The 21,511-nt window shown below is 70.1% G+C and carries 22 protein-coding genes and 1 pseudogene; 10 read left to right on the forward strand and 13 right to left on the reverse strand.

What is annotated here, in order from left to right:
• Positions 1-38: 38 nt before the first annotated feature.
• The 6 genes from ACTWO6_RS09605 to ACTWO6_RS09630 form a co-directional block, all read right to left on the reverse strand.
• Positions 39-905, reverse strand: a complete 867-nt coding sequence (locus ACTWO6_RS09605) for a universal stress protein (protein ID WP_446219293.1) — start codon at positions 903-905, stop codon at positions 39-41.
• Between the two features lie 31 nt (positions 906-936).
• Positions 937-3,339, reverse strand: coding sequence for a phosphoketolase family protein (locus tag ACTWO6_RS09610; protein ID WP_446219294.1), 2,403 nt, complete (start codon positions 3,337-3,339; stop codon positions 937-939).
• A 127-nt stretch (positions 3,340-3,466) separates the two neighbouring features.
• Positions 3,467-4,291, reverse strand: a complete 825-nt coding sequence (locus ACTWO6_RS09615; protein WP_446219295.1) for a universal stress protein — start codon at positions 4,289-4,291, stop codon at positions 3,467-3,469.
• A gap of 91 nt (positions 4,292-4,382) precedes the next feature.
• On the reverse strand, positions 4,383-5,207 hold the full coding sequence (locus ACTWO6_RS09620; RefSeq protein WP_446219296.1) for an oxidoreductase: 825 nt from the start codon (positions 5,205-5,207) through the stop codon (positions 4,383-4,385).
• The gene (locus ACTWO6_RS09625) at positions 5,204-5,770 is read right to left on the reverse strand and encodes a TetR/AcrR family transcriptional regulator (protein WP_446219297.1); all 567 of its coding nucleotides are present in this window, start codon (positions 5,768-5,770) and stop codon (positions 5,204-5,206) included. Before ACTWO6_RS09625 ends, ACTWO6_RS09620 begins: the two co-directional genes overlap by 4 nt.
• 31 nt (positions 5,771-5,801) lie before the next feature.
• Positions 5,802-5,960, reverse strand: a complete 159-nt coding sequence (locus ACTWO6_RS09630; RefSeq protein ID WP_446219298.1) for a hypothetical protein — start codon at positions 5,958-5,960, stop codon at positions 5,802-5,804.
• A 13-nt stretch (positions 5,961-5,973) separates the two neighbouring features.
• Between ACTWO6_RS09630 and ACTWO6_RS09635 the strand changes: the two genes are divergently transcribed.
• Entirely contained in the window at positions 5,974-6,657 is a 684-nt protein-coding gene (locus ACTWO6_RS09635) for a transposase (protein ID WP_446219299.1), read from the forward strand.
• Positions 6,658-6,683: 26 nt separating this feature from the next.
• On the opposite strand, the pseudogene ACTWO6_RS09640 reads toward ACTWO6_RS09635, so the two are convergent.
• Positions 6,684-6,810, reverse strand: a pseudogene (locus ACTWO6_RS09640).
• Positions 6,811-7,069: 259 nt separating this feature from the next.
• Here ACTWO6_RS09640 and ACTWO6_RS09645 point away from each other — a divergent pair.
• Positions 7,070-7,744: a cytidylate kinase family protein gene (locus ACTWO6_RS09645; RefSeq protein ID WP_446219300.1), complete on the forward strand. Its 675-nt coding sequence runs from the start codon at positions 7,070-7,072 to the stop codon at positions 7,742-7,744.
• 69 nt (positions 7,745-7,813) lie between these two features.
• Here the strand turns inward: ACTWO6_RS09645 and ACTWO6_RS09650 are convergent, their stop codons facing one another.
• Positions 7,814-8,215: a hypothetical protein gene (locus tag ACTWO6_RS09650; RefSeq protein ID WP_446219301.1), complete on the reverse strand. Its 402-nt coding sequence runs from the start codon at positions 8,213-8,215 to the stop codon at positions 7,814-7,816.
• 283 nt (positions 8,216-8,498) lie between these two features.
• Here ACTWO6_RS09650 and ACTWO6_RS09655 point away from each other — a divergent pair, with 283 nt between their 5' ends.
• Entirely contained in the window at positions 8,499-10,424 is a 1,926-nt protein-coding gene (locus tag ACTWO6_RS09655; protein WP_446219302.1) for a S9 family peptidase, read from the forward strand.
• A 417-nt stretch (positions 10,425-10,841) separates the two neighbouring features.
• Here the strand turns inward: ACTWO6_RS09655 and ACTWO6_RS09660 are convergent, their stop codons facing one another.
• The gene (locus ACTWO6_RS09660; protein WP_446219303.1) at positions 10,842-11,504 is read right to left on the reverse strand and encodes an MOSC domain-containing protein; all 663 of its coding nucleotides are present in this window, start codon (positions 11,502-11,504) and stop codon (positions 10,842-10,844) included.
• A 317-nt stretch (positions 11,505-11,821) separates the two neighbouring features.
• On the opposite strand from ACTWO6_RS09660, the gene ACTWO6_RS09665 reads away from it, so the two are divergent.
• The 3 genes from ACTWO6_RS09665 (at position 11,822) to ACTWO6_RS09675 (ending at position 15,370) form a co-directional block, all read left to right on the forward strand.
• On the forward strand, positions 11,822-12,289 hold the full coding sequence (locus ACTWO6_RS09665; protein WP_446219304.1) for an SAM-dependent methyltransferase: 468 nt from the start codon (positions 11,822-11,824) through the stop codon (positions 12,287-12,289).
• A 799-nt stretch (positions 12,290-13,088) separates the two neighbouring features.
• Positions 13,089-14,324 (forward strand): hypothetical protein, encoded by a 1,236-nt coding sequence (locus ACTWO6_RS09670; protein WP_446219305.1) that lies wholly within the window; start codon positions 13,089-13,091, stop codon positions 14,322-14,324.
• Positions 14,325-14,656: 332 nt separating this feature from the next.
• A complete protein-coding gene (locus tag ACTWO6_RS09675; RefSeq protein ID WP_446219306.1) occupies positions 14,657-15,370 on the forward strand; it encodes a DUF2625 family protein in 714 nt (237 codons plus the stop codon).
• A 63-nt stretch (positions 15,371-15,433) separates the two neighbouring features.
• Here ACTWO6_RS09675 and ACTWO6_RS09680 read toward each other — a convergent pair whose 3' ends face one another.
• The gene (locus ACTWO6_RS09680) at positions 15,434-16,165 is read right to left on the reverse strand and encodes a TetR/AcrR family transcriptional regulator (RefSeq protein WP_446219307.1); all 732 of its coding nucleotides are present in this window, start codon (positions 16,163-16,165) and stop codon (positions 15,434-15,436) included.
• Between the two features lie 28 nt (positions 16,166-16,193).
• On the opposite strand from ACTWO6_RS09680, the gene ACTWO6_RS09685 reads away from it, so the two are divergent.
• Positions 16,194-17,318, forward strand: coding sequence for an FAD-dependent oxidoreductase (locus ACTWO6_RS09685; protein ID WP_446219308.1), 1,125 nt, complete (start codon positions 16,194-16,196; stop codon positions 17,316-17,318).
• Positions 17,319-17,734: 416 nt separating this feature from the next.
• Here the strand turns inward: ACTWO6_RS09685 and rox are convergent, their stop codons facing one another.
• The 3 genes from rox to ACTWO6_RS09700 form a co-directional block, all read right to left on the reverse strand.
• Positions 17,735-19,159: a rifampin monooxygenase gene (rox, locus tag ACTWO6_RS09690; RefSeq protein WP_446220608.1), complete on the reverse strand. Its 1,425-nt coding sequence runs from the start codon at positions 19,157-19,159 to the stop codon at positions 17,735-17,737.
• Positions 19,160-19,418: 259 nt separating this feature from the next.
• Positions 19,419-19,685 (reverse strand): hypothetical protein, encoded by a 267-nt coding sequence (locus ACTWO6_RS09695; RefSeq protein WP_446219309.1) that lies wholly within the window; start codon positions 19,683-19,685, stop codon positions 19,419-19,421.
• A gap of 29 nt (positions 19,686-19,714) precedes the next feature.
• Entirely contained in the window at positions 19,715-20,326 is a 612-nt protein-coding gene (locus tag ACTWO6_RS09700) for a recombinase family protein (RefSeq protein ID WP_446219310.1), read from the reverse strand.
• Between ACTWO6_RS09700 and ACTWO6_RS09705 the strand changes: the two genes are divergently transcribed.
• The 3 genes from ACTWO6_RS09705 to ACTWO6_RS09715 all read left to right on the forward strand — a co-directional run bounded on the left by ACTWO6_RS09705 (position 20,325) and on the right by ACTWO6_RS09715 (position 21,484).
• Entirely contained in the window at positions 20,325-20,561 is a 237-nt protein-coding gene (locus ACTWO6_RS09705; RefSeq protein ID WP_089010418.1) for an HTH domain-containing protein, read from the forward strand. The genes ACTWO6_RS09700 and ACTWO6_RS09705 overlap by 2 nt on opposite strands.
• A complete protein-coding gene (locus tag ACTWO6_RS09710; protein WP_446219311.1) occupies positions 20,561-21,139 on the forward strand; it encodes a Clp protease N-terminal domain-containing protein in 579 nt (192 codons plus the stop codon). Before ACTWO6_RS09705 ends, ACTWO6_RS09710 begins: the two co-directional genes overlap by 1 nt.
• A 75-nt stretch (positions 21,140-21,214) precedes the next feature.
• Positions 21,215-21,484 (forward strand): YdeI/OmpD-associated family protein, encoded by a 270-nt coding sequence (locus ACTWO6_RS09715; RefSeq protein ID WP_446219312.1) that lies wholly within the window; start codon positions 21,215-21,217, stop codon positions 21,482-21,484.
• Positions 21,485-21,511 lie beyond the last annotated feature (27 nt).

Raw genomic sequence — 21,511 nt, forward strand, 5'->3', positions numbered from 1 at the left:
GACCGGCGACCGGCGGGCCGGCGGTCGGGTCGGGGCGTTCAGCGTTCCCGGACCACCGCGACCGGGCAGTGCGCGTGCTGGAGCAGCTGCTGACTCACCGAGCCGAGCAGCATTCCGCGCAGCTCGCCCCGACCGCGGCTGCCCACCACCACGAGCTGCGCCTCGCGGCTCGCCTCGACCAGCAGGGCGGCCGGGTTGCCCGGCGACACCCGCAGGTCGACCTCGACGGCCGGGAAGCTCTCCCGCCAGCCGGCCAGCTCCTCCTCGGCCGCCGCCCGTGCGGTGGCGTTCGCCTCCTCGGGGTCGAAGCCCGGCGGTGCCCACGGCTCGCCGGGCGGCTCCCACACCCGGATCACCCGCAGCGGCACGTCCCGCTGCTGGGCCCGCTCGACCGCGAAGCCGAGCGCCCGCAGCGAGGATTCCGAGCCGTCCGCGCCGACCACCACCGGGCCGGAGGTGGCGGCCTGGCCGTCCCGGACCACCACCACCGGGCAGTGCGCGTGGGCGGTGACGGAGACCGCGGTGGAGCCGGCCAGCAGGCCGCCGAACCCGCCGTGCCCGCGGCTGCCGAGGACCAGCATCCCGGCCTGGTTGGAGCGTTCCTGCAGCACCAGGGCGGGCGGGCCGTCGAAGACCTCGCCGTGCACGGTGAGCCCGGGCCGCTCGGCGGCGGCGTCCGCCGCCGCCTTGCGGACCAGCTCCTCGACCTGCCGCCGGGCGTGCTCGTCCGGCCAGACGCCGGGCGCCAGCCCGGGACCGATCCAACCGGCCACCGTGAGCCATTCGAAGACGTACGCCAGGCGGACCGGCCGGCCCGAGCGACCCGCCTCGTCCAGGGCCCAGTTCAGGGCGACCGTGGCGTCCGCGGAGCCGTCGTAGCCGACCAGGATCTCATCGCCGCTCACCGGACCGACCTCCCGTCGCCTCGAAGCCCGCTCACTGACCGCTCCGCAGGCCGGGCTCGGTCTCGCGGATCCAGCGCCACTCGGCGACCCGGGGGTCGTCCTCGCCGTACCGGCGGGTGTAGTCGCGGCAGGCCTGCCGGGCGTCGACCATCTCCTGGCGGAGGTGGGCGGCGCGCGCGGCGAGCCCGGGCACCCGGTCGATGACGTCGATGACGAGGTGGAAGCGGTCCAGGTCGTTGAGCATCACCATGTCGAACGGCGTGGTGGTGGTGCCCTCCTCCTTGTAGCCGCGTACGTGCAGGTTGTCGTGGTTGGTCCGGCGGTAGGTGAGCCGGTGGATCAGCCAGGGGTAGCCGTGGTACGCGAAGATGATCTGCTTGTCCCTGGTGAAGATGGTGTCGAACTCGTTGTCCGGCAGGCCGTGCGGGTGCTCCGACGGCGGCTGGAGCCGCATCAGGTCGACCACGTTGACCACCCGCACCTTCAACTGGGGCAGGTGCTGGCGGAGCATGTCGGCCGCGGCGAGTGTCTCCAGCGTCGGCACGTCGCCGGCGCAGGCGAGCACCACGTCCGGTTCGGTGCCCTGGTCGGTGCTGGCCCAGTCCCAGATGCCCAGGCCCCGCCTGGCATGCTGGATGGCCTCGTCCATGGTCAGCCAGTTCGGCGCCGGCTGCTTGCCGGCCACCACGACGTTGATGTAGTGCCGGCTGCGCAGGCAGTGGTCCATGGTGGAGAGCAGGGTGTTGGCGTCCGGCGGCAGGTAGACCCGGACCACCTCGGCCTTCTTGTTGACCACGTGGTCGATGAAGCCCGGGTCCTGGTGCGAGAAGCCGTTGTGGTCCTGCCGCCACACGTGGCTGGAAAGCAGGTAGTTGAGCGAGGCCAGCGGCTGCCGCCACTGAATGCCGCGGGTCACCTTCAGCCACTTGGCGTGCTGGTTGACCATTGAGTCGACGATGTGGATGAACGCCTCGTAGCTGGTGAAGATACCGTGCCGGCCGGTGAGCAGGTAGCCCTCGAGCCAGCCCTGGCAGAGGTGCTCGGAGAGCACCTCCATCACCCGGCCGTCGGGGGAGAGGTGGTCGTCGCCGGGGACCGTTTTGCCGACGAACGCCCGGTCGGTGACCTCGAAGGCGGCGCCCAGCCGGTTGGAGGCGACCTCGTCGGGGCCGAACAGGCGGAAGTTCTGCGGGTTGGCGGTGATCACGTCGCGGACCCACTGGCCGAGCACGCCGGTGGAGCCGACCATGGGCTCGCCCGGCTCCTTGACGTCGATCGCGTAGGCGCGGAAGTCCGGCAGGTTCAGGTCGCGCAGCACCACGCCGCCGTTGGTGACCGGGTTGGCGCTCATCCGCCGGTTCCCCGTCGGAGGCAGCGAGGTCAGCTCGGCGACCGGGGCGCCGGTGGCGTCGAAGAGCTCCTCCGGCCGGTAGCTGCGGAGCCAGCGCTCCAGCTCGGCCAGGGCCTCCGGATCCTTCCGCACCCCGTCGATGGGCACCTGGTGGGCGCGGAAGGTCCCCTCGACCTGCTTGCCGTGGATTTCCCGCGGGCCGGTCCAGCCCTTCGGCGTACGGAGGATGATCATCGGCCAGCGGGGGCGCCGACTGTCCCCGCCGGAGCGGGCCCGGCGCTGGATCTCGGCGATCTCGTCGACGGCCCGGTCCAGCGTGGCGGCGAGGCTCTGGTGCACTCGGGTCGGGTCGTCGCCGGAGACGAGGTACGGCTCGTATCCGTAGCCGCGCATCAGAAAGAGCAGGTCGTCGGTGGGGATCCGGTCCAGGACCGTCGGGCTGGCGATCTTGTAGCCGTTGAGGTGCAGGATGGGCAGCACCGCGCCGTCGCGGGCCGGGTTGAGGAAGACGTTGGACAGCCAGCTTCCGGCCAGCGGGCCGGTCTCCGCCTCGCCGTCGCCGATCACGCAGGCGACCAGCAGATCCGGGTTGTCGAAGGCGGCGCCGTAGGCGTGGCTCAGCGCGTACCCCAGCTCGCCGCCCTCGTGGATCGAACCCGGCACCTCCGGCGCCACGTGGCTGGGGATGCCGCCGGGGAAGGAGAATTGGCGGAACAGCCGCTGCATGCCCGCCTCGTCCCGGCTGACCGAGTGGTACAGCTCGCTGTAGGTCCCCTCCAGCCAGGTGTTCGCCACCAGGGCCGGCCCGCCGTGCCCGGGACCGGTGATGTAGATGACGCTGAGGTCGCGGTTGACGATGACCCGGTTGAGGTGCGCGTAGATCAGGTTGAGGCCGGGGCCGGTGCCCCAGTGGCCGAGCAGCCGGGGCTTGACATGCTCCGGCTTCAACGGCTCGCGGAGCAGCGGGTTGTCGAGCAGGTAGATCTGCCCGACGGTCAGGTAGTTCGCCGCCCGCCAGTAGGCGTCAAGCCGGCGCAGCTCGTCTTCGGTCAGTGGGCTCTGCAGGTCGAGAGCGGTGTCCATGCTGCGTTAGCCTCTCGCGGCTCGGGGTCTTCTGCCACCCGAAGGCGGGAATCCGCCCCGGGCCCGTCCAGCTTCGCCCCAGGCCCGGGCAATCGATCAGGGCCGTTGGTCCCGGGACCGGAGGGCGTCATGTCCCGACCGGCGGCGCGGGCTTCAGTCCACGGACGACGATCACCGGGGCCGGTGAGTGGTAGAGCAGGGTCTGGCTTACCTCGCCGAGCATGCCCCGCCACGGTTCGTCGCCGCGCGCGCCGACCAGCGCCACCTGCGCGGACCGGGACTGTTCGACCAGGACGGTGCTGGGGTCCCCGCGGACGGTGTGGCACTCCGCGGCCACGGACGGGTGCCGCTCGGCGTGCCGGGCGACCGCCGCGGCGAGCACGTCGTCGTCCGGCCGGCCGGGCTCGACCACCCGTACCGCGAGCAGTCGGGCGCCGCGACGGTCGGCGTAGTCGAAGGCGAAACCGAGGGCGGTCTCGGAGCTCGACGAGCCGTCCACTCCGATCAGCACCGGTCCCTGCGGTGCCGGTTCGGCGCGGCCGACCAGCACCGGGCAGCCGGCCCGGGCGGCGAGTTGCACGGCGGGCGCGTCGGCCGGCACGCAGTCCGGGCAATCGGCCATGCCGCCGTCACCGAGCGCCACCATGAACGCCGATTCCGAGGCGTGGATCAGGGCCTCGACCGGGGAGCCCTCGACGATCTCGCCGCTCACCGGGACCGCCGGCTCGACCTCGCCGGCGACCTGGCCGGCCCGCTCGAGCAGGTCCTCCGCCGCGGTGCGCGACCCGGCCACGGACGGTGCCTCCAGCGCCGCCGCCCAGTTGAAGGCGTGCAGCAGGTGCAGCGGGCGGTCGTGGGCGGCGGCCTCGCCGGCGGCCTCCCGGACCACCTGGAGGTCCTCCTCCGACGACCCGACGCCGACCACGACGGCCCCGTGGGTGGGTGCGGCCATCCCGCCTCACCTCCCCGGCGCCGGGTACGGCACGACCACGTTCTCCTCACCCACGGTAGTCGGGGCCGTGCCCACCCGGGGCGGGATCGGGTCAGCGGAACTGGAGCCGGTTCACCGCGTCGAAGACCCGGGCGCCGAGCAGCCGGCGGGTGTGCACCATGGCCCAGGCGGCGGCGGTGACCAGGTAGCGGGTCCGCGGCCGGCGGGCGGTCACCGCCCGCTCGATCACCCGGGCCACCGTCTCCGGCGTGGCCGAGAGGGCCGTGCTGCGGTACGACTTCGCCATCACCGCGTCGACGGAGGCGACCATCTTCCGGTACGGCCCGGCCGGGTCGGCCCCGGCGCCGAGCGAGGAGCTGGCGACCGCGCCGAAGCCGGTCCGGATCAGCCCCGGCTCGACGATCGTCACGTCGACGCCGAACGGCCGCACCTCCTGCCGCAGCGCGTCGGAGATCGCCTCCACCGCGTACTTGCTGGCGTGGTAATAGCCGCCACCGGGGAAGACCAGCCGGCCGCCCATCGAGCTGACGTTGACGATCCGACCCCGCCCGGCCCGGCGCATGCCGGGCAGCACGAGCTGGGTGAGTCGGCTGAGCCCGAAGACGTTCGTCTCGAACTGGGCCCGGACCCGGTCCATCGGGGCCTCCTCGATCGGGCCGTACTCGCCGTAGCCGGCGTTGTTGATCAGCACGTCGACCTGACCGTGCTCGGCCTCGACGGCGGCGACGGCGGCCCGCATGGACGCCTCGTCGGTGACGTCGAGGGGGAGCAGCCGGGCTCCGGCCTCGGCCAGGTCGGCGATGGCCTCGACCTTGCGGGCGGTGGCGTAGACGGTCAGGTCGGGGCGGCGGGCCAGGCGCCGGACGGTGGCCCGGCCGATGCCGGAGGAGGTGCCGGTGATCAGAACGGTGGTCATGACGGGGCTCCAGGGTGGGTGGCGAGGCCCGCGACGACCAGCGCGACGCCGTCGCCCAGCCGCCGTCGGGGCAGGTCGGGGTCGGTGAGGTCGGCCTCCAGGCCGCGGGTGAGCGCGACCAGCACGTCGGCGACCGCGCGGGCCCGTGGCCCGGCGGCGCCGGCCAGGGCGCCGGCCACCACGTCGGTCAGTTCCCGGGTGTACGCCTCGGCGAGGTCCCCGGTGAGTCGGGTGCTGGTGTCGAGCAGCTCGGCGGCGTGCCGGCTCTCCCGGTGCAGCCGCAGCGTCAGCTCCAGCTTGGCCGCGAGCACGTCGTGCAGCCGCTGCGTCAGGTCCGCGCCGGGGGCCTCGGCGGCCTGCCGCGCGTCGGCGAGGGAGCCGGCGAAGAGCCGCTCGGCGAGCCGCCGGTAGGCGTCGTCCTTGTTGCGGACGTACTGGTAGACGGCGGGACGGGACATGCCGGCGGCCGCCGCGATGTCGTCCATCGTCGTGCGTCGCACGCCGTGCCGGGTGAAGCACTCGTACGCGGCGGCGAGGATGGTGTCCAACCGTTTGTTCGACATGCTGACAATATTTGCACAGAGTGTCAGAGCGTCAAGGGTGTTCGCGGTCACGCCGGGAGCCGGGCAGCGGCGTACCCGCCGCGTCCGGCCGGTCGGGGTGGCCGACGTGGCGCAGCAGCTGGTGGCGGGCGCGGGCCGCCTCCGGGGACGCCGCCGGCCACCAGCCGGGCAGCAGGCCCAGCCAGGCCATGGTGTGGTCGACGGTGATCAGCTCCAGCAGCCCGCCGTGCAGCCGGTACGCCCGGGAGTCGCCGAGCTGGACGCTCCACCAGGGTCTCCAGCGCGGTCCGCCCGGCGACCCGGCTGCCCTCGCCGGCGCCCATCCCGTCGGCCACCGCGGCGATCGGCAGCTCCGGGTCGACGTGCAGCACGTCGAAGTGCTCCGGATAGCGGTGCCCGACCACGCTGCCGCCGACGATCTCCAGCGTGACGCGACCGACGGTCAGCCGGCGTGCCGCCTCGACGGGTCGGTCCGGATAGCGGCGACGGAACACCAGCGGACCGGAGCACCGCCGCAGGTCGCGGCCGGGGTGCCCGACGCGTGGCGGCGCAGGTTGTGGGTTCTCAGCGAAGGTGATCCGGGGCGGCCAGCCGACCAGCAGCGGATCAAATTCGGTGAGAAGCGCCAGGGTGTCTTCTTCTCACTGAACCTGATCTTCTATTGCCGGAAGAGACCAAGCATGCTCGCCGGGACGCCGCGACTGGCCCCACTGCACTGCGGTTACCGGCCCGTCGCCTCTTGGAACGGCACCGCACCCCTGGACGCCTCCTCGGGCGCCCAGCAACGCCACCGGCTCTCCCGCGCCGGCAACCGCCGCATCAACCGCACCCTGCACATTATGGCGGCCACCAACCACACTAGACCCCCGGTTCCGGCGACGCCTTGACATAAAGGGGTGCCATGAGCGGACGGCGGACCGGAGGGGATTTGAACCCCTGATGGGGGCACGGCACACCGGTGGGCCCATACGCCTTCGGGCCGCCGGGCGTGCCCGGCTCCCGGCCGCCAGCGTCGCAATACCAACCTCTGCCACCGGTCCGCACCGAGTTTCGCAGGCGACATCACCCTGCGCAGCCTGATACCGCGAGTTCGGCGGTGCCGCGCAGCACGCGCGAAGCGGCATGACCGGTCATGCTATACCGAGCGACCAGCGCCGGCATGACAGTCCGTTTGCGCCGCGACCGCAGCCACTTCCGCATGCGGCAATCTCGCTCATCGGGGAGTGGTGGGCGCGAAAAGGCTGGCGGATAAGGTCGGCTCGACACGGCGACCTTCGCGAGACTAGGACGGGGCAGGAGATGGACCAAGGCACCCGCGACGAGGTGATCGGCCGCCTGGCTGAGGCAGTCGGGTCCGTCACAGTCGCACACCCGACGCGGGTTGCCATCGACGGACCGCCCGCCGCAGGCAAGACCACGCTCGCCGACGAGCTGGCCGTCGTCTTGCGCACACAGGGCCGCGACGTCATCCGCGCGACGATCGACGATTTCCTCTTCCCCCGGGCACAGCGCTATCCGCGCGGAGAGTACTCGGCCGAAGGCTGCTACTTCGACGCCCACGATTACGACGCGCTGAACCGGGTTCTGCTCGATCCGCTCGGCCCGGGCGGAGATCGACGCTTCCAATACGCGGTCTACGACCGCACAGCAGATGCTGCGCTGTCCCCGCCGGTCACGACTGCCCCCGCCGACGCCGTGCTGGTCTTCGACGGCGTCTTCCTCATGCGCCCGGAACTGATTGATCGGTGGGATCTGCGCATCTTCGTGTCGACCGCGCTCGAGAAGACCGTGGATCGCGCCTTGATCCGAGAGCGCCCGGTGTTATCTCGGGCCGAAGTCGAACGGCGCTGGCGCGAGCGTTACATCCCCTCCCAACAGTTCTACTTCGCTACGGTCCGCCCGAACGATCACGTCGACATCATCGTGCACAACGACGAGCCCCAGCAGCCGGTCTGGGAGACCCGAACACACTGACCGCACTCGATTCGGCACGAGCGCGCACCTGATCAAGCGGTGTGACGACCAAAACGGCACTGCGCGGGCTTAGAGCCGAACCCACTCTCCGAGTCGTTCGGCTGGAGCACCATCGATAAAGGCGGCGATCGTCGCCGTTGCCTTGGTCACGCTGGAGACGAAGTCACCCGAGAATGTGCAGTCGTCGCCGAGCACCGGGACTTCGACGGTTTTCGTCGCGGGCAGCCCGCCATCCCCACAAAGAAGGCGGCAGTCGTCTGGGGACTCAACCAGGTGCATGACTGCGTAGTCCCCTCTGAACGAGAACGTCAACAGGGGGTAGTCCGCCTCGACGCGGCGTACCTCCGTGTATCCCACTCCGGCGCTCAGAAGGTGCTGGAGCCGGGACATGAAGCCGTCGACGTCAGACCGGGTTTCCGTGGAGGCCAGGTCGCCACTTCCAGGATCGGTCGCGATCCATGCCACGTCCATGTGTGTCTCCAGCAGGCGAGTCAACGCGTCGCACGCAGCGTCGCACACGAGCGCACAGAGACGCTGTTCTCGGCATGTGCGTATGCCGGCCGAGTCAGCACTTCGTAACGCCGCGTAGCGCGCGGATCGCGGCAGATGTGCGAACCCGATCAAGCAGCCAGATCGTCTCCTCCTGGCGTTGTTGTCGAGATCGGGACAGCCCCTGGGAGGGCGCCGCAGCCATGCTGCGGAGGCGTTGCGGCATCGGTTGGTCGCCGTGGTGGTTGATCGGTACTGTGCCTCGGTGGCCCGTACACAGCTCACCGCCGAGTTGGTGGTTGACGGTCGTATTCCGCAGGCATTGGCGCTGTCGCCGGACGGCAAGTGGGTCGCCTACGTGGTCGCCCCGGTCGGACGGGCTGGTGATCACCCCGTTAGCGAACTCTGGGTCGCCGCCACCGACGGGACCGGGTCGCCGCGACGATTCACTGCGGGTGAGGCGCACGATTCGGCGCCGCGGTGGGCCGCGGATTCGCTGCTGGTCTACTTTCTCTCCGACCGGGCCGAGCGTGGCACGGCGCAAGTACACCGGGTCGGGCTGGTCGACGGTGTCGTGGAGGCGGTCACGTCCTGGTCCAGTGGGGTGTCAGGTCACCTCCCGCTGGCCGATCCCGACCTGGTCGTCGTGATCGCAGCCGATGAACCGTCCGCTGAGGACGAACGTCGGGACAGGGAGCGCGACGACGCTCGGGTGTGGGGTGAACGCGTACGCCCGGACCGGCTGCGGCTGCTCGACGTACGGAGCCGGGAGGTCCGGACACCGGATGCGTTCGGCGATCGCCATGTCGTCGAGGTGGCCCAGCGGCCCGACGATGGAACGCTGGCGGTCCTCACCTGGTCGACCCCCGACGTGGACCCGGGCCTTGTGGAGCCCGGTCTGCACCTGCTCGACCCGGACAGCGGCGTGACGCGGGACCTCGGACCGGCCGCGGCGGACGCGTCGTCGCTCGTCTGGTGGTCCGCCGACGACGGCTGGCACCTGGCATATGTCGCGAAGACCCCGCCAGCTCTGGTGGGCGGACACGCGGTTCTCGATGTCGCCGTACCGGTGAGCGGGCCGGTGGGCGAGCACCGTAACCTGACCGCCGGCACGACCGGCTGCCCGAGCAACCTGGTCCAGGTCGACACCGGTCCGCCGCTGGTGCTGGTCGCCGACGGGCTCGATACCGCGATCCACCGGCTCGATCCGGCCGGGCCCACCCTCGTCGAGGTGTCCCGAGTCGACGGCCTCGCGACGTCGTTGACCACGAACCGGCACGGTGACGCCGTCGCGGCGGTGGTCAGCACGTCCTACGAGCCCGGAAACGTCCACGCCGGCCCCACTTGCGGGCCGCTGACGAGGCTGACCGACCTCAGGCCCGAACTGCGCGACATCCGGTGGGGTGTCCAGGAACGCTTGTCATACGAGGCATCCGACGGGCTGGCCCTCGACGGCCTGCTGATCCTGCCCGCCGGCCGGTCCCACAAGGACGGGCCCTTTCCACTGGTGACACTGGTCCACGGCGGCCCGTACGACCGGCACGCCGACCGGCTCATGCTCGGCTGGGACCCGTCCGGCCAGTGGCTGGCGACCGCGGGCTACGCCGTGTTTCTGCCGAACCCGCGCGGCGGCAAAGGGCACGGCCACGACTTCGCGGTGCGCGTCGCCGGTGCGGTCGGCCTCGATGAGTGGACCGACATCTGCGCCGGCATCGACCTGCTCATCGCCGACGGCGTCGCCAACCCGGACCGGCTGGGCATCGGCGGCTGGAGCCACGGCGGTTTCATGGCCGCATGGGCGGTCGGGCAGACCGACCGGTTCAAGGCCGCCGTGATGGGCGCCGGAATTAGCGACTGGGGAATGCTCGCCGCAACCGGAGAGCAGGGGCCGTTCGAGTCCGCCCTCGGCGGCAGCAGCGGCTGGGAAGGACCGGGTCCACACCGCCACGACCGGCTCAGCCCGATCTCGTACGCCTCCAAGGTCCGCACGCCGGTGCTGATCCTGCACGGCGAGAACGACACGAACGTTCCGGTATCACAGGCGGAGTTCTTCCACCGCGCGCTACGCAGGTTCGGAGTCGAGCACAAGTACGTCGTATATCCCCGAGAGAACCACTCGATCCGCGAACGCAACCACCAACTCGACGTGCTCCGCCGCACCCGCGCCTGGTTCGACCGGTGGCTCGGATGACCCCGACGTCCGACCGCCACGACCGCCACGACCGATGCGGCTGACCGCGGCAGCTAGGGCACCTATACCAGATACAGAGCGGCAAGCCGCGGCAGGCGTTACGCAGTTGCTGATCGGGGTCGAGGTTCCACAGCAGCCACGCACTCATCTCGGCAGAGGCGCGCGATCAGCGGCAAGAGAGGCCGTTGCGCCGTTCACGATGCAGCTCACCGCCGCGCGCCCGGTGCGGGTCGTGACGCCTGCCCCGATCATGCGGCACCGGGGTGGGTCGCTTTGCTGGGGATGTGCCTATGAAGGAGGCTCGTGGGCTACTCGTGGTGTCGAACACGCGGGGTGGCCAGGCCCCACACCGGTACGGCCGCGGGGGCTGCTCGACACGAGCCTGCCGATCGACAGCGTCGGCCACTGGATCACGAGCTACCGCCGCCGGAGAAGCCGTTCCGCGAGGGTCTCGCGCAGGTCGTCGGGCAGCCCGTCGATCTCGACCAGCTCGGGCAGCAGCTGCGGCTCGGTCAGGTACGCCCGAAACGCCTGCGCGATCGTCACCCCGTGCGCCGGACGGTCCTCCACGGTCACCGGATCACCGGCCCACACCTCACCCGGCTCCAGCACACGCAGGTACGCGCCCGGGCGGTTCGCTCGGGTGAAGGTCTTCACCCAGCGCGGCTCGCCCATCTTGTGCTGGAACGTGACGCACGGGATGCGGCCGAACGTCGGCTGGAGCACCAACCGTGGACCGATGCGCCACCGCTCGCCGATGACCGCGCCGTTGACGTCCACCCCCTCGGTGGTCAGGTTCTCGCCGAAGAGTCCGTTGGCCAGCCGGCGGCTCAGCCGCGCCTGCCACCAGTCGTAGTCCTCCCGCGCGTACGCGTAAACCGCCTGGTCGTCGCCGCCGTGGTGCTCGATGTCGAAGATCTGGTCACCGACCAGGCCGCTGTGCAGCCCGGTCGTCTTCGGCCCCGGCGCGCGCACGTGAACCAGGTGATCAACCGGCCGCTTGTTGATGCCCGTGACACCAACGCCCTTGGCCGGGTTGGGCTCCGGCACCGCCAGGTTGACCGAAACAATCCTGCGCACGCCCGGCAACCTAGCCGCTCCGGCCACCGCACGCCGCGCAATTTCCCGCCATCCGGGAAGCGTTTCACCTACGCCAGGCGTCCAGGGCCTCGTCGCCCGTCAGGGCCTGGTTGGAACTTTCGCGCTGCTGGTCAGGGCCGACGGCGCCTTCCTGAGAGCTGCAAGTCTCTGCACATGGCCTTGTTCTCTAAAAGCGGCCTTGGTGAAGTTTGCTGCTGATCCTTTGGATGCGGTCTCGTTGGCGGGTCAGGGCGTGGTCGACGGCGGCGCCGATGGCCTCGACGCTGGTATGGGCGCGGTGCAGATAGCCTCTAGCCATGCTGAGCTTCGAGATCACCCCGATAGGTGCGGTCCGGAACGACCGGACGGATGTCCAGCACACGGACAACTGGGGTGCTGTCCGCAGCACGATCACCATCGACGAGCGCTTCGGTGAGGCGTGCCTTCAGGGTCTGGAGGGCTTCTCCCACGTGGAGGTCCTCTTCATCTTCGACCAGTTCCCGGAACACGGCGATTACCGCGAACCCCGCCCCTACCGCGGCCGCTCCGACCTCCCGCCCGTTGGCGTATTCGCTGGCCGCGGCCCCCGCAGACCGAACCGCATCGGGGTAACGTGCTGCGCCATCGAATCCGTCCACGGCCGCGAATTGACGGTGGTAGGCCTCGATGCGGTCTCGGGCACCCCGGTCATCGACCTGAAGCCGACGATGGCGGAGTTCCTCCCGATGAACATCAAGCAGCCGGAATGGGTCAGCCGCCTGATGTCGGAGTACTTCCAGCCGTAAGCGGGGTTTGGGGCGAAGCTCAACGCTGTGTTGGGTAGGGGCTTTGGTGGGGGTGGTGGCGATGCCGAAGGTCTTGACGGTGGAGTTGACTCCCGAGCAGCGCATCGAGGTGCGGCGGCTGGTACTACAGTCCCGGATCATGAATCCAGTTTCAAGATCCGGGACTGTAGTAGTGGTTTCCCGGTTAGGAGCGGGTAGTCGTCCGCAAGGGGGCGGGGGCAGGGCGCGACCGTAGGTCGACCCGAAGGGCTGGCCTTGACATCGGCTCCGAGCCGAGTGTCTAGGTGCTACGGCTTTCTGTGTGCTGGGGATCCGATCATGGAGGTTGGCGTGTTCTCCTGCCGGCGGATAGAGCGCACTCAATTCGGCGCACTAGCCGCGCACTACGGTCGGCAAGTCACTGTTGCTGGTCGGCGGCCGAACGGCCAGTTGACTTCGCGGTCGAAGCCGAGGGCGCATGGAACCGATACGCCACTGCTTCAGGGCTGACCCCTCGACTCCGGCTGGCCGACCTGGGCCTCGCGTACCGCGCAGGGCAAGGCGATCACGTCCGGCCGGGCGGCCCGCAGGCAGGGGATCGCCGACCTGTACCGCATCGCCACCCCGCTGGACCACCGCAACCACTTCCCGTCCCTGCTGGCCCAGATGCGGCACGTCTTCGGGCACGACGCCCTGACGGTGGTCTGGGCCCTTCCGCGTCCCGCGTTGGCACCTGAACGCCTTCGCCGTGATCCACGCCCGTATAGCGCGTTGATCAACGGGAACCCTGGGGTGGCGCCGCCCTGCGATCATCGGTGCCATGCGCAAGATTGCCGTGACGCTGGCCGCTGTCCTGCTGGCGTCGGGGTGCACCGGCGAACGTGCCGGCACGAGCACCTCGGCATCACCCTCGGGACCCACCGCGACCGCCGCCAATGGGTCGCCCGAAGCCGTCGTTACCAACGCGCCGGCACCGGCCTGGCGCCTGGCCACTCTGCCGGAGCTGGCCGGGCCGACCAGCGTGCTGTGGGACGTCGTGTCGGTGGACGCCACGCACGCGTGGGCCGTCGGCAGCGAGGCCTACTCGCCCGAACAGCCGAACGACACCGGCACCCCGTTGATCCTCCAGTGGGACGGGACGCGCTGGGCACGCGCGGCGCTGCCGGCGATCGCGTGGCACGGTCGGTTCGACCTCGTCGCGGCCGACTCGCCCTCGAACGTCTGGGCGGTTGGCAGCACGGCCGCCGCCGTCCCGGAGGACCAGGTGACGCACGTCCTGCACTACGACGGGACCGCCTGGCGCGAGGTGCCGTTCGCGCGGGGCAACAGCAGGAGCTACGCGCTGATCACCGGACTCACCGTCGTGGGTGGACACGCCTGGGTGGTGGGCAATCACCAAAGCGAGGTGATCATCGAGCGGTGGGACGGCCGGTCCTGGCGGTCGCACCAGTCGCCCGCCGAATGCCGCACCGGCGGCACGTCCTTCGGTGGCATGCCGAACTTCTGCACCTTCACCGCGATCAAGGCCTTTCGCTCGGATGACGTCTGGGCCGCCGGCAACGGCGCGTGGGAGGGGTTCAAGGGCCCGCTGCTCTTTCACTGGAACGGCTCAGGCTGGCGTACGGTCCAGGTGGGCATCAACGAACAGGAGTCCTCGTTCGAAGCGCTCGCGGGTCGCTCGTCCGGCGAGCTGTGGGCAGTCGGCGACGATGGGTTGGCCGTGCGCGGCGGCGGCGGATCCTTCGAGGTGCTCCGGGACGCGCCGGGTGGCGCGCTGCCCGACGTGGCGACCGACCCGGCCGGACTGCCGTGGCTGATCGAGAACTCCCCGGCGCCGAGCGCGGCGCTCGCCGCGTACAGCACGGGCGCGTGGGTCGGCATGCCCGCGCCGCAGCCGACGGACGCTGTCGGCATGAGCCTGCACGGGATTGCCGGAACCCCGGGCAGCCCGCTGATGTTCGCGGTGGGAGCGGCCGATCTCCCCACCACCCCGCGCTACCTGAGGGCGGTCGTGCTCGAGTACGTGCCAGGCCCGTCGACCGAATCGCGCGCCTGATCCGATCCAATGCGACCATTCTGGCCGGTTTTGCGAGGGTAACGTCATACGGTGTGTCGCGGCTGACGGCCACCCACTCGGGAAGATCGCGCTGGCCGTGCTGGTGCGGCTGCGGGCCACGCTGGGGGTGGAGAGCTCGCCGAGGCGCTCTACACCGATGCGACGGGACTGAGAAATTCTCTGGCTCGACGCCGAGCGGCACGTGGATCTCTACGATGTGGAGCGACCCCACGAACCAACTCCACCTGGTGGCAGTCAGGCTGCTCGACCGGGGTCAGTGGGTCAGCGGGACGCACTTCGCCGGCGTGCAGCGGCCGGGGCATGATGATCGGATGCGCACCGTAGAGGAGCTGACGGCTACATCCGATCCGGCGTGGCCAGCGCTCGAGATGGAACTGCTGTCGAATCCGCAGATCAACATCTTGCCGGTCTCTGCAGCCGTCGGGCGGGACAGCCTGTACCGCCTGCAGGTCTCCACACGGTCGCGGCTGGGTGCGTTGGCATTGCACACCGGTGGTCTGCTGGTCGACGACGGCTGGCTGCGTGTGCTCGGCGGCGGTGGTGAGCGCGGTCTGCCCTCGCTGGCGGAGGTCAACGGCCTGCCGGGCGATGAGCAGGCGCCCGCGGCGCTGGTGGTCGGCTACGACGTGCTCGGCGGACGGTTCGAGGTCAACGGCCCCGATCCGGCGAACATCGGCCGCCCCGGGGAGCCCGGCGAGGTGTGCTACTTCGGGCCGGACACGTTGGAGTGGGAGTCCCTCGGCGCTGGTCACGGCGCCTGGCTTTCGTGGATCGCCGAGGGTGGTACCGGCCATTTCTACGAGTCCCTGCGCTGGCCGGGCTGGCAAGAGGAGACACGCGGGTTGCCCTTGTCGCACGGCATGACGGTCTACCCGTTTCTGTGGTCGCGCGAAGCGCACCAGGACCTCGCTGGCACCACCCGGCGGCCGGCGCCCATGGCCGAGCTGTTCTCGTTGCAGGACGAGTTCGCTGCGCGGTTCGCCGCGGAACCGGACACCACGGCGTTGCACGTCCGCGTCGTGTAAAGCGGCCAGCGTCAGCACCCACAGCCTGATCCCCAACGATGCACTCTCAGCAACGATGGACTCTCATCGGGCGTGTCCGGGTCGGCTGGTGATGCCGTCCAAGACGGTGGTCAGGTTGTGGTTGAAGGTTTCCTCGGCATTGAGGTGGGCGCCGTCGATGACGAGCCGGGCGACGGTGGGGTACCTGCCGGTTTTCAACATGCGTGTGAGGTAGGGGCCGAGGCTGGCCTGAAAGGCGGCTTCATCGGTGCCGGTGGAACGGGCGGTGCGTCGCTCGGTGACCTCTCTGCGGACCGCTCCGATGATGAAGGCGTTGAGGGCGCCCAAAGCCCGCTGGAGATCGTCGATGCCGCGCACGCCGGGGGCCTGGCTCAGCGCCGCCGCGGTCGCTTCGCCCACGGCGAGCGCGTGAGGTCCCAAGTGTGGCCTTCCGCCGAGCAGGTCGGCAAACCACTCATGATCAAGGGCGGCATCGCGGGTCGCGTGGGCGATGGCCAGTACCGTGGCGCGCCACTCGGAGTGCTGGCCGACCTCGGCGATCCGGGCATAAACGACGTCGACCATCAAATCGAGCAGTTCAGATCTGTTGATCACATAGTCGTAGAGCCGCATCGGACCGACACCGAGCGCTTTGGCGATCTTGCGAAGCGACAGGCCGTCGAGGCCGTGCGCGTCGGCAAGCCGGATCGCCGTAGCGGCGATCTTCTCGCGGCTCAACGGCACCGGTGCCGCCCGCGGCTGGGGCTCGGGCCGTTCCCAAACGGGCATCGCTGCGCTACCGTACGGCGTATCCACGAATACAGCGTACGGTAACGGGGTGAGAATGCGAATTGCGATCGCTGGTGGCGGCCTTGGCGGGCTGACGCTGGCACGGATCCTGCATCAGCACGGCATCGATGCGGTGGTGTACGAGCGCGAGGCAAGCCGATCCGCGCGGCCGCAGGGCGGCGCGCTCGACCTGCACCCGGAGTCCGGGCAACAGGCCCTGGCCGAGGCGGGTCTCGCCGGCCGGTTCCGGTCGGAGGCGCGGCCCGAGGGCGAGGAACATCGCATCGTCGACCCGACCGGACGGATCCTGGTACACCATGAGCCGCAACCTGGCTCATTCTCCGGACGTCCCGAGATTGACCGGAGCGCACTGCGTGATCTTCTGCTCGATTCCCTCCCCGGCGACACGGTTGTCTGGCGGCACCGGCTTGTCGCGGCGACCCCGCGACCTGACGGGGGCTGGGAACTGACGTTCCATGGCGGCCACCAAACCGGCTGCGACATCCTCATCGGCGCGGACGGCGCGCGCTCAATCGTCCGGTCGCTGCTGACCGACGTCCAACTATCCTATGTGGCCACCCTCGTAGAGCTGAACATCGAAGACGTCGACCGGCGCCATCCCGATCTCGCCGAGCTGGTCGGCCCCGGGAACCTGTGGTGCGTCGGCGTGAACCAGATCCTGGCAGCGCAACGCCTCGGCGACGGCAGCCTACGTGTCGGGATCTCGCTGCGCGCAGACGATCGCCCCATCGACACATACCGTAGTAAGCGCGCTCTGCTGGACATGTTCGGTGGCTGGGACCCACGCCTCACCGCACTCATCGAGGCCGGCGACAGCGCGCCGACGCCGCGCCCGATCGAAGCGATGCCCATCGGTACGCGCTGGGCCAGCCGGCCGGGCATCACCCTCATCGGCGACGCCGCGCACCTCATGCCGCCGGTCGGCGAGGGCGCCAACCAGGCCATGCTCGACGCCGCCGAACTCGCCAGCCGACTCGCCGCCAACCCCGCCGACCCGGACTCGGCAATCCGGACGTACGAGGAGGCGATGTTCACCAGGACTCACCCGATCGCCGAAATGTCCGTACGAGTCCAGGCGATGATGCTGTCCCCAACCGCGGCGGAAGACATCATCCGCTTCTTCACGGCCCGGCCCGCCGAACCGGCACCCGCAGACTGAGAACGCGCTGTGCAGTCGATCGAGGCCGAACGCGCGAACCTCCTCTATAGACACCCGCAACTGTTCAGATCGCCGCTCGGATCGGGCGGCCCGACCCTGGAAGATCAGATGTCCGCTCACCGGCAAATCCGGACGCTGTCGCGGCAGCTTGCCGTCACTTCGCGTAGTCGCTGGACTCTTATGGCCGCTCCTGCGCTCCTATAGATGTCGATCGCTGCTGTGTACTTCCTGGCGTACGCCGCTCTGCACTTTAGCCGTACGCCGACAACGACTGGCCACCGGCCATTTTCCGCCATGCCAGCGGGCGGTGGATGTCCGACGAGAATGCCGACCACTCCCAGATCCTGGCCGACAGCGCCGCAGATCTGCTCGCCATCTCGCCACGTATATGCGGGATGACCACTGCTCAGGCGAGTTCAGTTGGCGGGCTTGCCGAACCAGCGGGAGAGGTGGTCGTCCAGGTCCTGCTGATCGTCGCCGATCCAGGCGACGTGGCCGTCGGGGCGTAGCAGGACGCACGGAACATCCAGTACCGCAGTGGGATCCGCGAGGTAATCGACCCGGTCTGACCAGCCGCCGACGGTCAGCCGTTCGGTGCGGTCCAGCAGCAGGCCGCGGCCGCGATGCAGCAGACCGTAGAGGTGGCCCTGTTTCACGTCGATGTCGCGCAGGCGGCGGCCGAGCAGGTCGGGGCCCTCGCCGAAGTCGTAGCGGATGCCGATCGCGGTGATCTTCTCGATCAGATAGCGGTTCACCTCGTCGAGGTCCATCAGTTCGGTGAGCAGCCTGCGCACGGCCTGCGGGCCCGGTTCGGTGGACAGCAGTTCCATCTGGGCGCGGGTGTTGTCCAGCACGTCCTCGGCGACCGGATGACGTTCGGCCTGGTAGGTGTCCAGCAGTGTTTCCGGCGCCCAGCCGCGGATCTGTGCGGCCAGTTTCCAGCCGAGGTTGAATGCGTCCTGAACGCCCAGGTTGAGGCCCTGTCCGCCGATGGGTGGATGGATGTGTGCCGCATCGCCGGCCAGCAGCACCCGCCTGACCCGATAACGTTCGGCTAGCCGGGTGGCATCCCCGAAGCGGGACAACCAGCGCGGGGAGTGCACGCCGAAATCGGTTCCGGCGATGGTGCGCAACTGTTGTTTGAAATCCTCGAGGGTGGGCGGTTCCGCACGATCGCTGACTCCCGCGGCGGGGACTACGACGCGATAGACCCCTTCGCCGAAGGACCCGAGACTGAATCGCTTATCGGTCTCGCGGATTTCGGTGACCTTGGCGGCGATCTCCTCCTGCGGCACACCCACTTCCATCTCGCCCATCAGCGTCTCGGTCCGCGAGGGCTCGCCGAGGAAGCCGACGCCGAGCAGTTTGCGCACCGTACTGCGCCCGCCGTCACAGCCGACGAGATTGCGCGAACGCAGCTGTTCCCCGTCGGCCAGCTCGACGGTCACACCCTCGTCGTCCTGCTCGAAATCGGCCACCGCACAACCGCGCCGGACCTGCGCACCCAGTTCGATCGCATGTTCTTCGAGCAGGTGAACGATGACCGGCTGCGGGATGCCCAGCAGATAGGCGTGCGCGGAACCCAGGCCCTCGGGCGCGGGTTTGTTGATGGCGGCGAAGAAGCCGCCGGCCGGACGCTGTCTTCCGCGTTCGAGAATGCGCTCCAGCAGCCCGCGCATTGCCAACAGCTCGATACTGCGAATATGCAGACCGACTATGCGGACGAACGACACGGGCTCGGTTTCCTTCTCCAGGACGAGTACCCGCACATCGTGCAGCCGCAGTTCGGCGGCCAGCATCGCACCAGTCGGCCCGCACCCGGCAATGATCACGTCGAACATGAGGGGCGCGCGATCGGCGCCGGAGGCCGGCGACCAGAGTCCGGGGACGTCGCCCACGGTGAAGTCGCGCTCGACCGTATCGTTCGACGACGGCTCGGCGGTGAACTGCAGAGAGTGCATAGGTGTTGCCTTTCGGGAGTGCCTTGTTGGCGAGGCGCTCCCGGCGACACCTACGTCAATCGCCCGACCGTGACGGGAAGGGGGAGCACCCACATCGATACAGCGTTCATGGGTCTCACCTCCTCGGGCGGTGTCACGGTCAACTGGAAGCTACAAGCCCGAGCATCATCCCGTCCAATCCTTTCCCAGCCACGTGATCACGACTCCAAACGGGCCCGTGCGGTTGCAGGGCGAATCCGGCGTGGCGGCCCGGCTGGTCCCGGTCACGGTCGACGGTCTGATCCTGGCTGCCCCCGAGGCGGACCGGATCTCGGTAGGCGCTGCCCTGATGAGGTTCGCTCGTGTCGTGCAGCCGGGCGATCATCTCGACCCATTCATCGACGGTCTTGCGCGTGATGTCAGCCATGGCCGCAAGTATGTCCGGCCTCGGTGGCGTCAGCGCGCCGGTCCAGGTACCGAGGCCGTGGCACGCTCGATCGCGCGGTAGACCGTCGAGCGGGCCACGCCGAACAACTCGGCCAACTCAGCGCTGGTGTGCTCGCCCGCCTTGTGCAGGGCCACCAGGTGAGCCTCCTGTTTCGCGCTCAGCTTGGGCGCCTTGCCTCGCAGCCGGCCCTTGGCCTTGGCGATCTTCATGCCTTCGCGGGTCCGCAGCCGGGTCAGGTCCGCCTCGAACTCGGCGATCATCGCCAAAGTGGTGAATAGCAGCTTGCCCATCGCGCCGGTCGGGTCGTGGATGGACCCGCCGAGGTTGAGCTTGACCTGCCGGGCGGTCAGCTCCTTGGCGATGTCGTGCGCGTCGGAGACCGAGCGGGCGAGCCGGTCCAGTTTCGTCACGACCAGCTGGTCGCCGGCCCGGCACGCCGCGAGGGCCTCGCGTAGGCCCGGCCGGGCCCGGTTGGTTCCGGTCAGACCCTTGTCGACGTAGATCCGGCCCGAGGTAGCCGGCCACGTGCTGGCTGAACAGGGTGCGGATCGAGCCGAACGTGCGCTCGCCGTGTCAACGAGGGTTGACGCAGTGGAACCGTCAACGTAAGTTGACAACATGAGTCAGGCAACGGAACTCGCGGCGGCCGCCGGCAGCACCGACCCGAAGGTCGGGCTCCGCGCCGTGCTCGCCCTGCGCCGGCTGCTCGAACGGCTGGAGGTCGTCCAGGTGGACAACGCCCGTCGACAGGGCTGGTCCTGGCAGGAGATCGCCGACGCGCTCGAGGTCAGCCGGCAGGCGGTCCACAAGAAGCACGCCGGGCGGCCGGCGGTCCGAGGCAGCTGGGAGGCGTGATGTTCGAACGGTTCACCGACCGCGCCCGGGACGTCGTCCGGCGCGCCCGCGACGAGGCCCGGGCGGAGGGGCAGCGCCCGGTCGGCACCGAGCACCTGCTGCTCGGCGTGCTCGCCGACGACGGCAACCTGGCCGTGCGCGTCCTCACCGACCTCGGCGTCCGCGCCGACGACCTGCGGGCCGCCGTCGCGCGGCACGTGGCGCACGGCGGCGTCGGGCTCGGCGACGCCGACGCGGCGGCGCTGCGGGAGATCGGCATCGACCTGGCCGCCATCGTGGCCCGGATCGAGGAGTCCTTCGGGCCGGACGCGCTGCGCGAGGCGATGCCCGCCCCGCGTCGCCGCTGGGGCCGCCGGCGGTACGTCGGTGGCCCGTTCTCGCCCCGGTCGAAGAAGGTGCTGGAGCTGGCGCTGCGGGAGGCGATCCGGCTCCGGCACCACCACATCGGCACCGAGCACATCCTGCTCGGCCTGCTCCGCGAGGGGCACGGGCTGGCCGCACTGGTCCTCACCGAGGCGGGCGTCGACCTCGACGACCTGCGTCGGCGGGTGGAGGCGGCGCTGCGGACGGCGGCCTGATGCCCGAGGACGCCGACCGGCTCCACGCGGAGAGCGCCGAGGGAGCGGGTCGCCCGGCTGGAGGCCGCCGGCCGGATGGCGCCGGCCGGCGCCCTGGTCGTCGCCGAGGCCCGGGCCGGCGGCGCCTGGAACCGGCTGGACGAGGTGGAGGCGCTGATCGTCCCCGACGATCTCGCGACCGCTTTCGACCGCCACCCCGGCGCCCGGCCGCGCTGGGACGCCTTCCCCCGGTCGACCCGCCGGGCGGCGCTGGAATGGATAAGCAAGGCGAAACGGGCAGACACCCGGCAGCGTCGGGTGACCGGGACGGCCGAGTGGGCCGCCCGGGGCGAGTGGCCGCGCTGACTGATTCTGAAACCTTTCCGCGGTGCG

Source organism: Micromonospora sp. IBHARD004 (assembly GCF_052814115.1).

Bases quoted from the DNA above. Each gene is read 5' to 3' on its own strand.
- ACTWO6_RS09695 (WP_446219309.1), bottom strand. From the start codon at position 19,685: ATGGCTGACATCACGCGCAAGACCGTCGATGAATGGGTCGAGATGATC.
- ACTWO6_RS09675 (WP_446219306.1), top strand. From the start codon at position 14,657: ATGCGCACCGTAGAGGAGCTGACGGCTACATCCGATCCGGCGTGGCCA.
- ACTWO6_RS09665 (WP_446219304.1), top strand. From the start codon at position 11,822: ATGCTGAGCTTCGAGATCACCCCGATAGGTGCGGTCCGGAACGACCGG.
- ACTWO6_RS09615 (WP_446219295.1), bottom strand. From the start codon at position 4,291: ATGGCCGCACCCACCCACGGGGCCGTCGTGGTCGGCGTCGGGTCGTCG.
- ACTWO6_RS09650 (WP_446219301.1), bottom strand. From the start codon at position 8,215: ATGGACGTGGCATGGATCGCGACCGATCCTGGAAGTGGCGACCTGGCC.
- ACTWO6_RS09705 (WP_089010418.1), top strand. From the start codon at position 20,325: ATGAGTCAGGCAACGGAACTCGCGGCGGCCGCCGGCAGCACCGACCCG.
- ACTWO6_RS09630 (WP_446219298.1), bottom strand. From the start codon at position 5,960: ATGGCCTGGCTGGGCCTGCTGCCCGGCTGGTGGCCGGCGGCGTCCCCG.
- ACTWO6_RS09710 (WP_446219311.1), top strand. From the start codon at position 20,561: ATGTTCGAACGGTTCACCGACCGCGCCCGGGACGTCGTCCGGCGCGCC.
- ACTWO6_RS09645 (WP_446219300.1), top strand. From the start codon at position 7,070: ATGGACCAAGGCACCCGCGACGAGGTGATCGGCCGCCTGGCTGAGGCA.
- ACTWO6_RS09685 (WP_446219308.1), top strand. From the start codon at position 16,194: ATGCGAATTGCGATCGCTGGTGGCGGCCTTGGCGGGCTGACGCTGGCA.
- rox (WP_446220608.1), bottom strand. From the start codon at position 19,159: ATGTTCGACGTGATCATTGCCGGGTGCGGGCCGACTGGTGCGATGCTG.
- ACTWO6_RS09620 (WP_446219296.1), bottom strand. From the start codon at position 5,207: ATGACCACCGTTCTGATCACCGGCACCTCCTCCGGCATCGGCCGGGCC.
- ACTWO6_RS09625 (WP_446219297.1), bottom strand. From the start codon at position 5,770: ATGTCGAACAAACGGTTGGACACCATCCTCGCCGCCGCGTACGAGTGC.
- ACTWO6_RS09700 (WP_446219310.1), bottom strand. From the start codon at position 20,326: ATGTTGTCAACTTACGTTGACGGTTCCACTGCGTCAACCCTCGTTGAC.
- ACTWO6_RS09715 (WP_446219312.1), top strand. From the start codon at position 21,215: ATGGCGCCGGCCGGCGCCCTGGTCGTCGCCGAGGCCCGGGCCGGCGGC.
- ACTWO6_RS09670 (WP_446219305.1), top strand. From the start codon at position 13,089: ATGCGCAAGATTGCCGTGACGCTGGCCGCTGTCCTGCTGGCGTCGGGG.
- ACTWO6_RS09610 (WP_446219294.1), bottom strand. From the start codon at position 3,339: ATGGACACCGCTCTCGACCTGCAGAGCCCACTGACCGAAGACGAGCTG.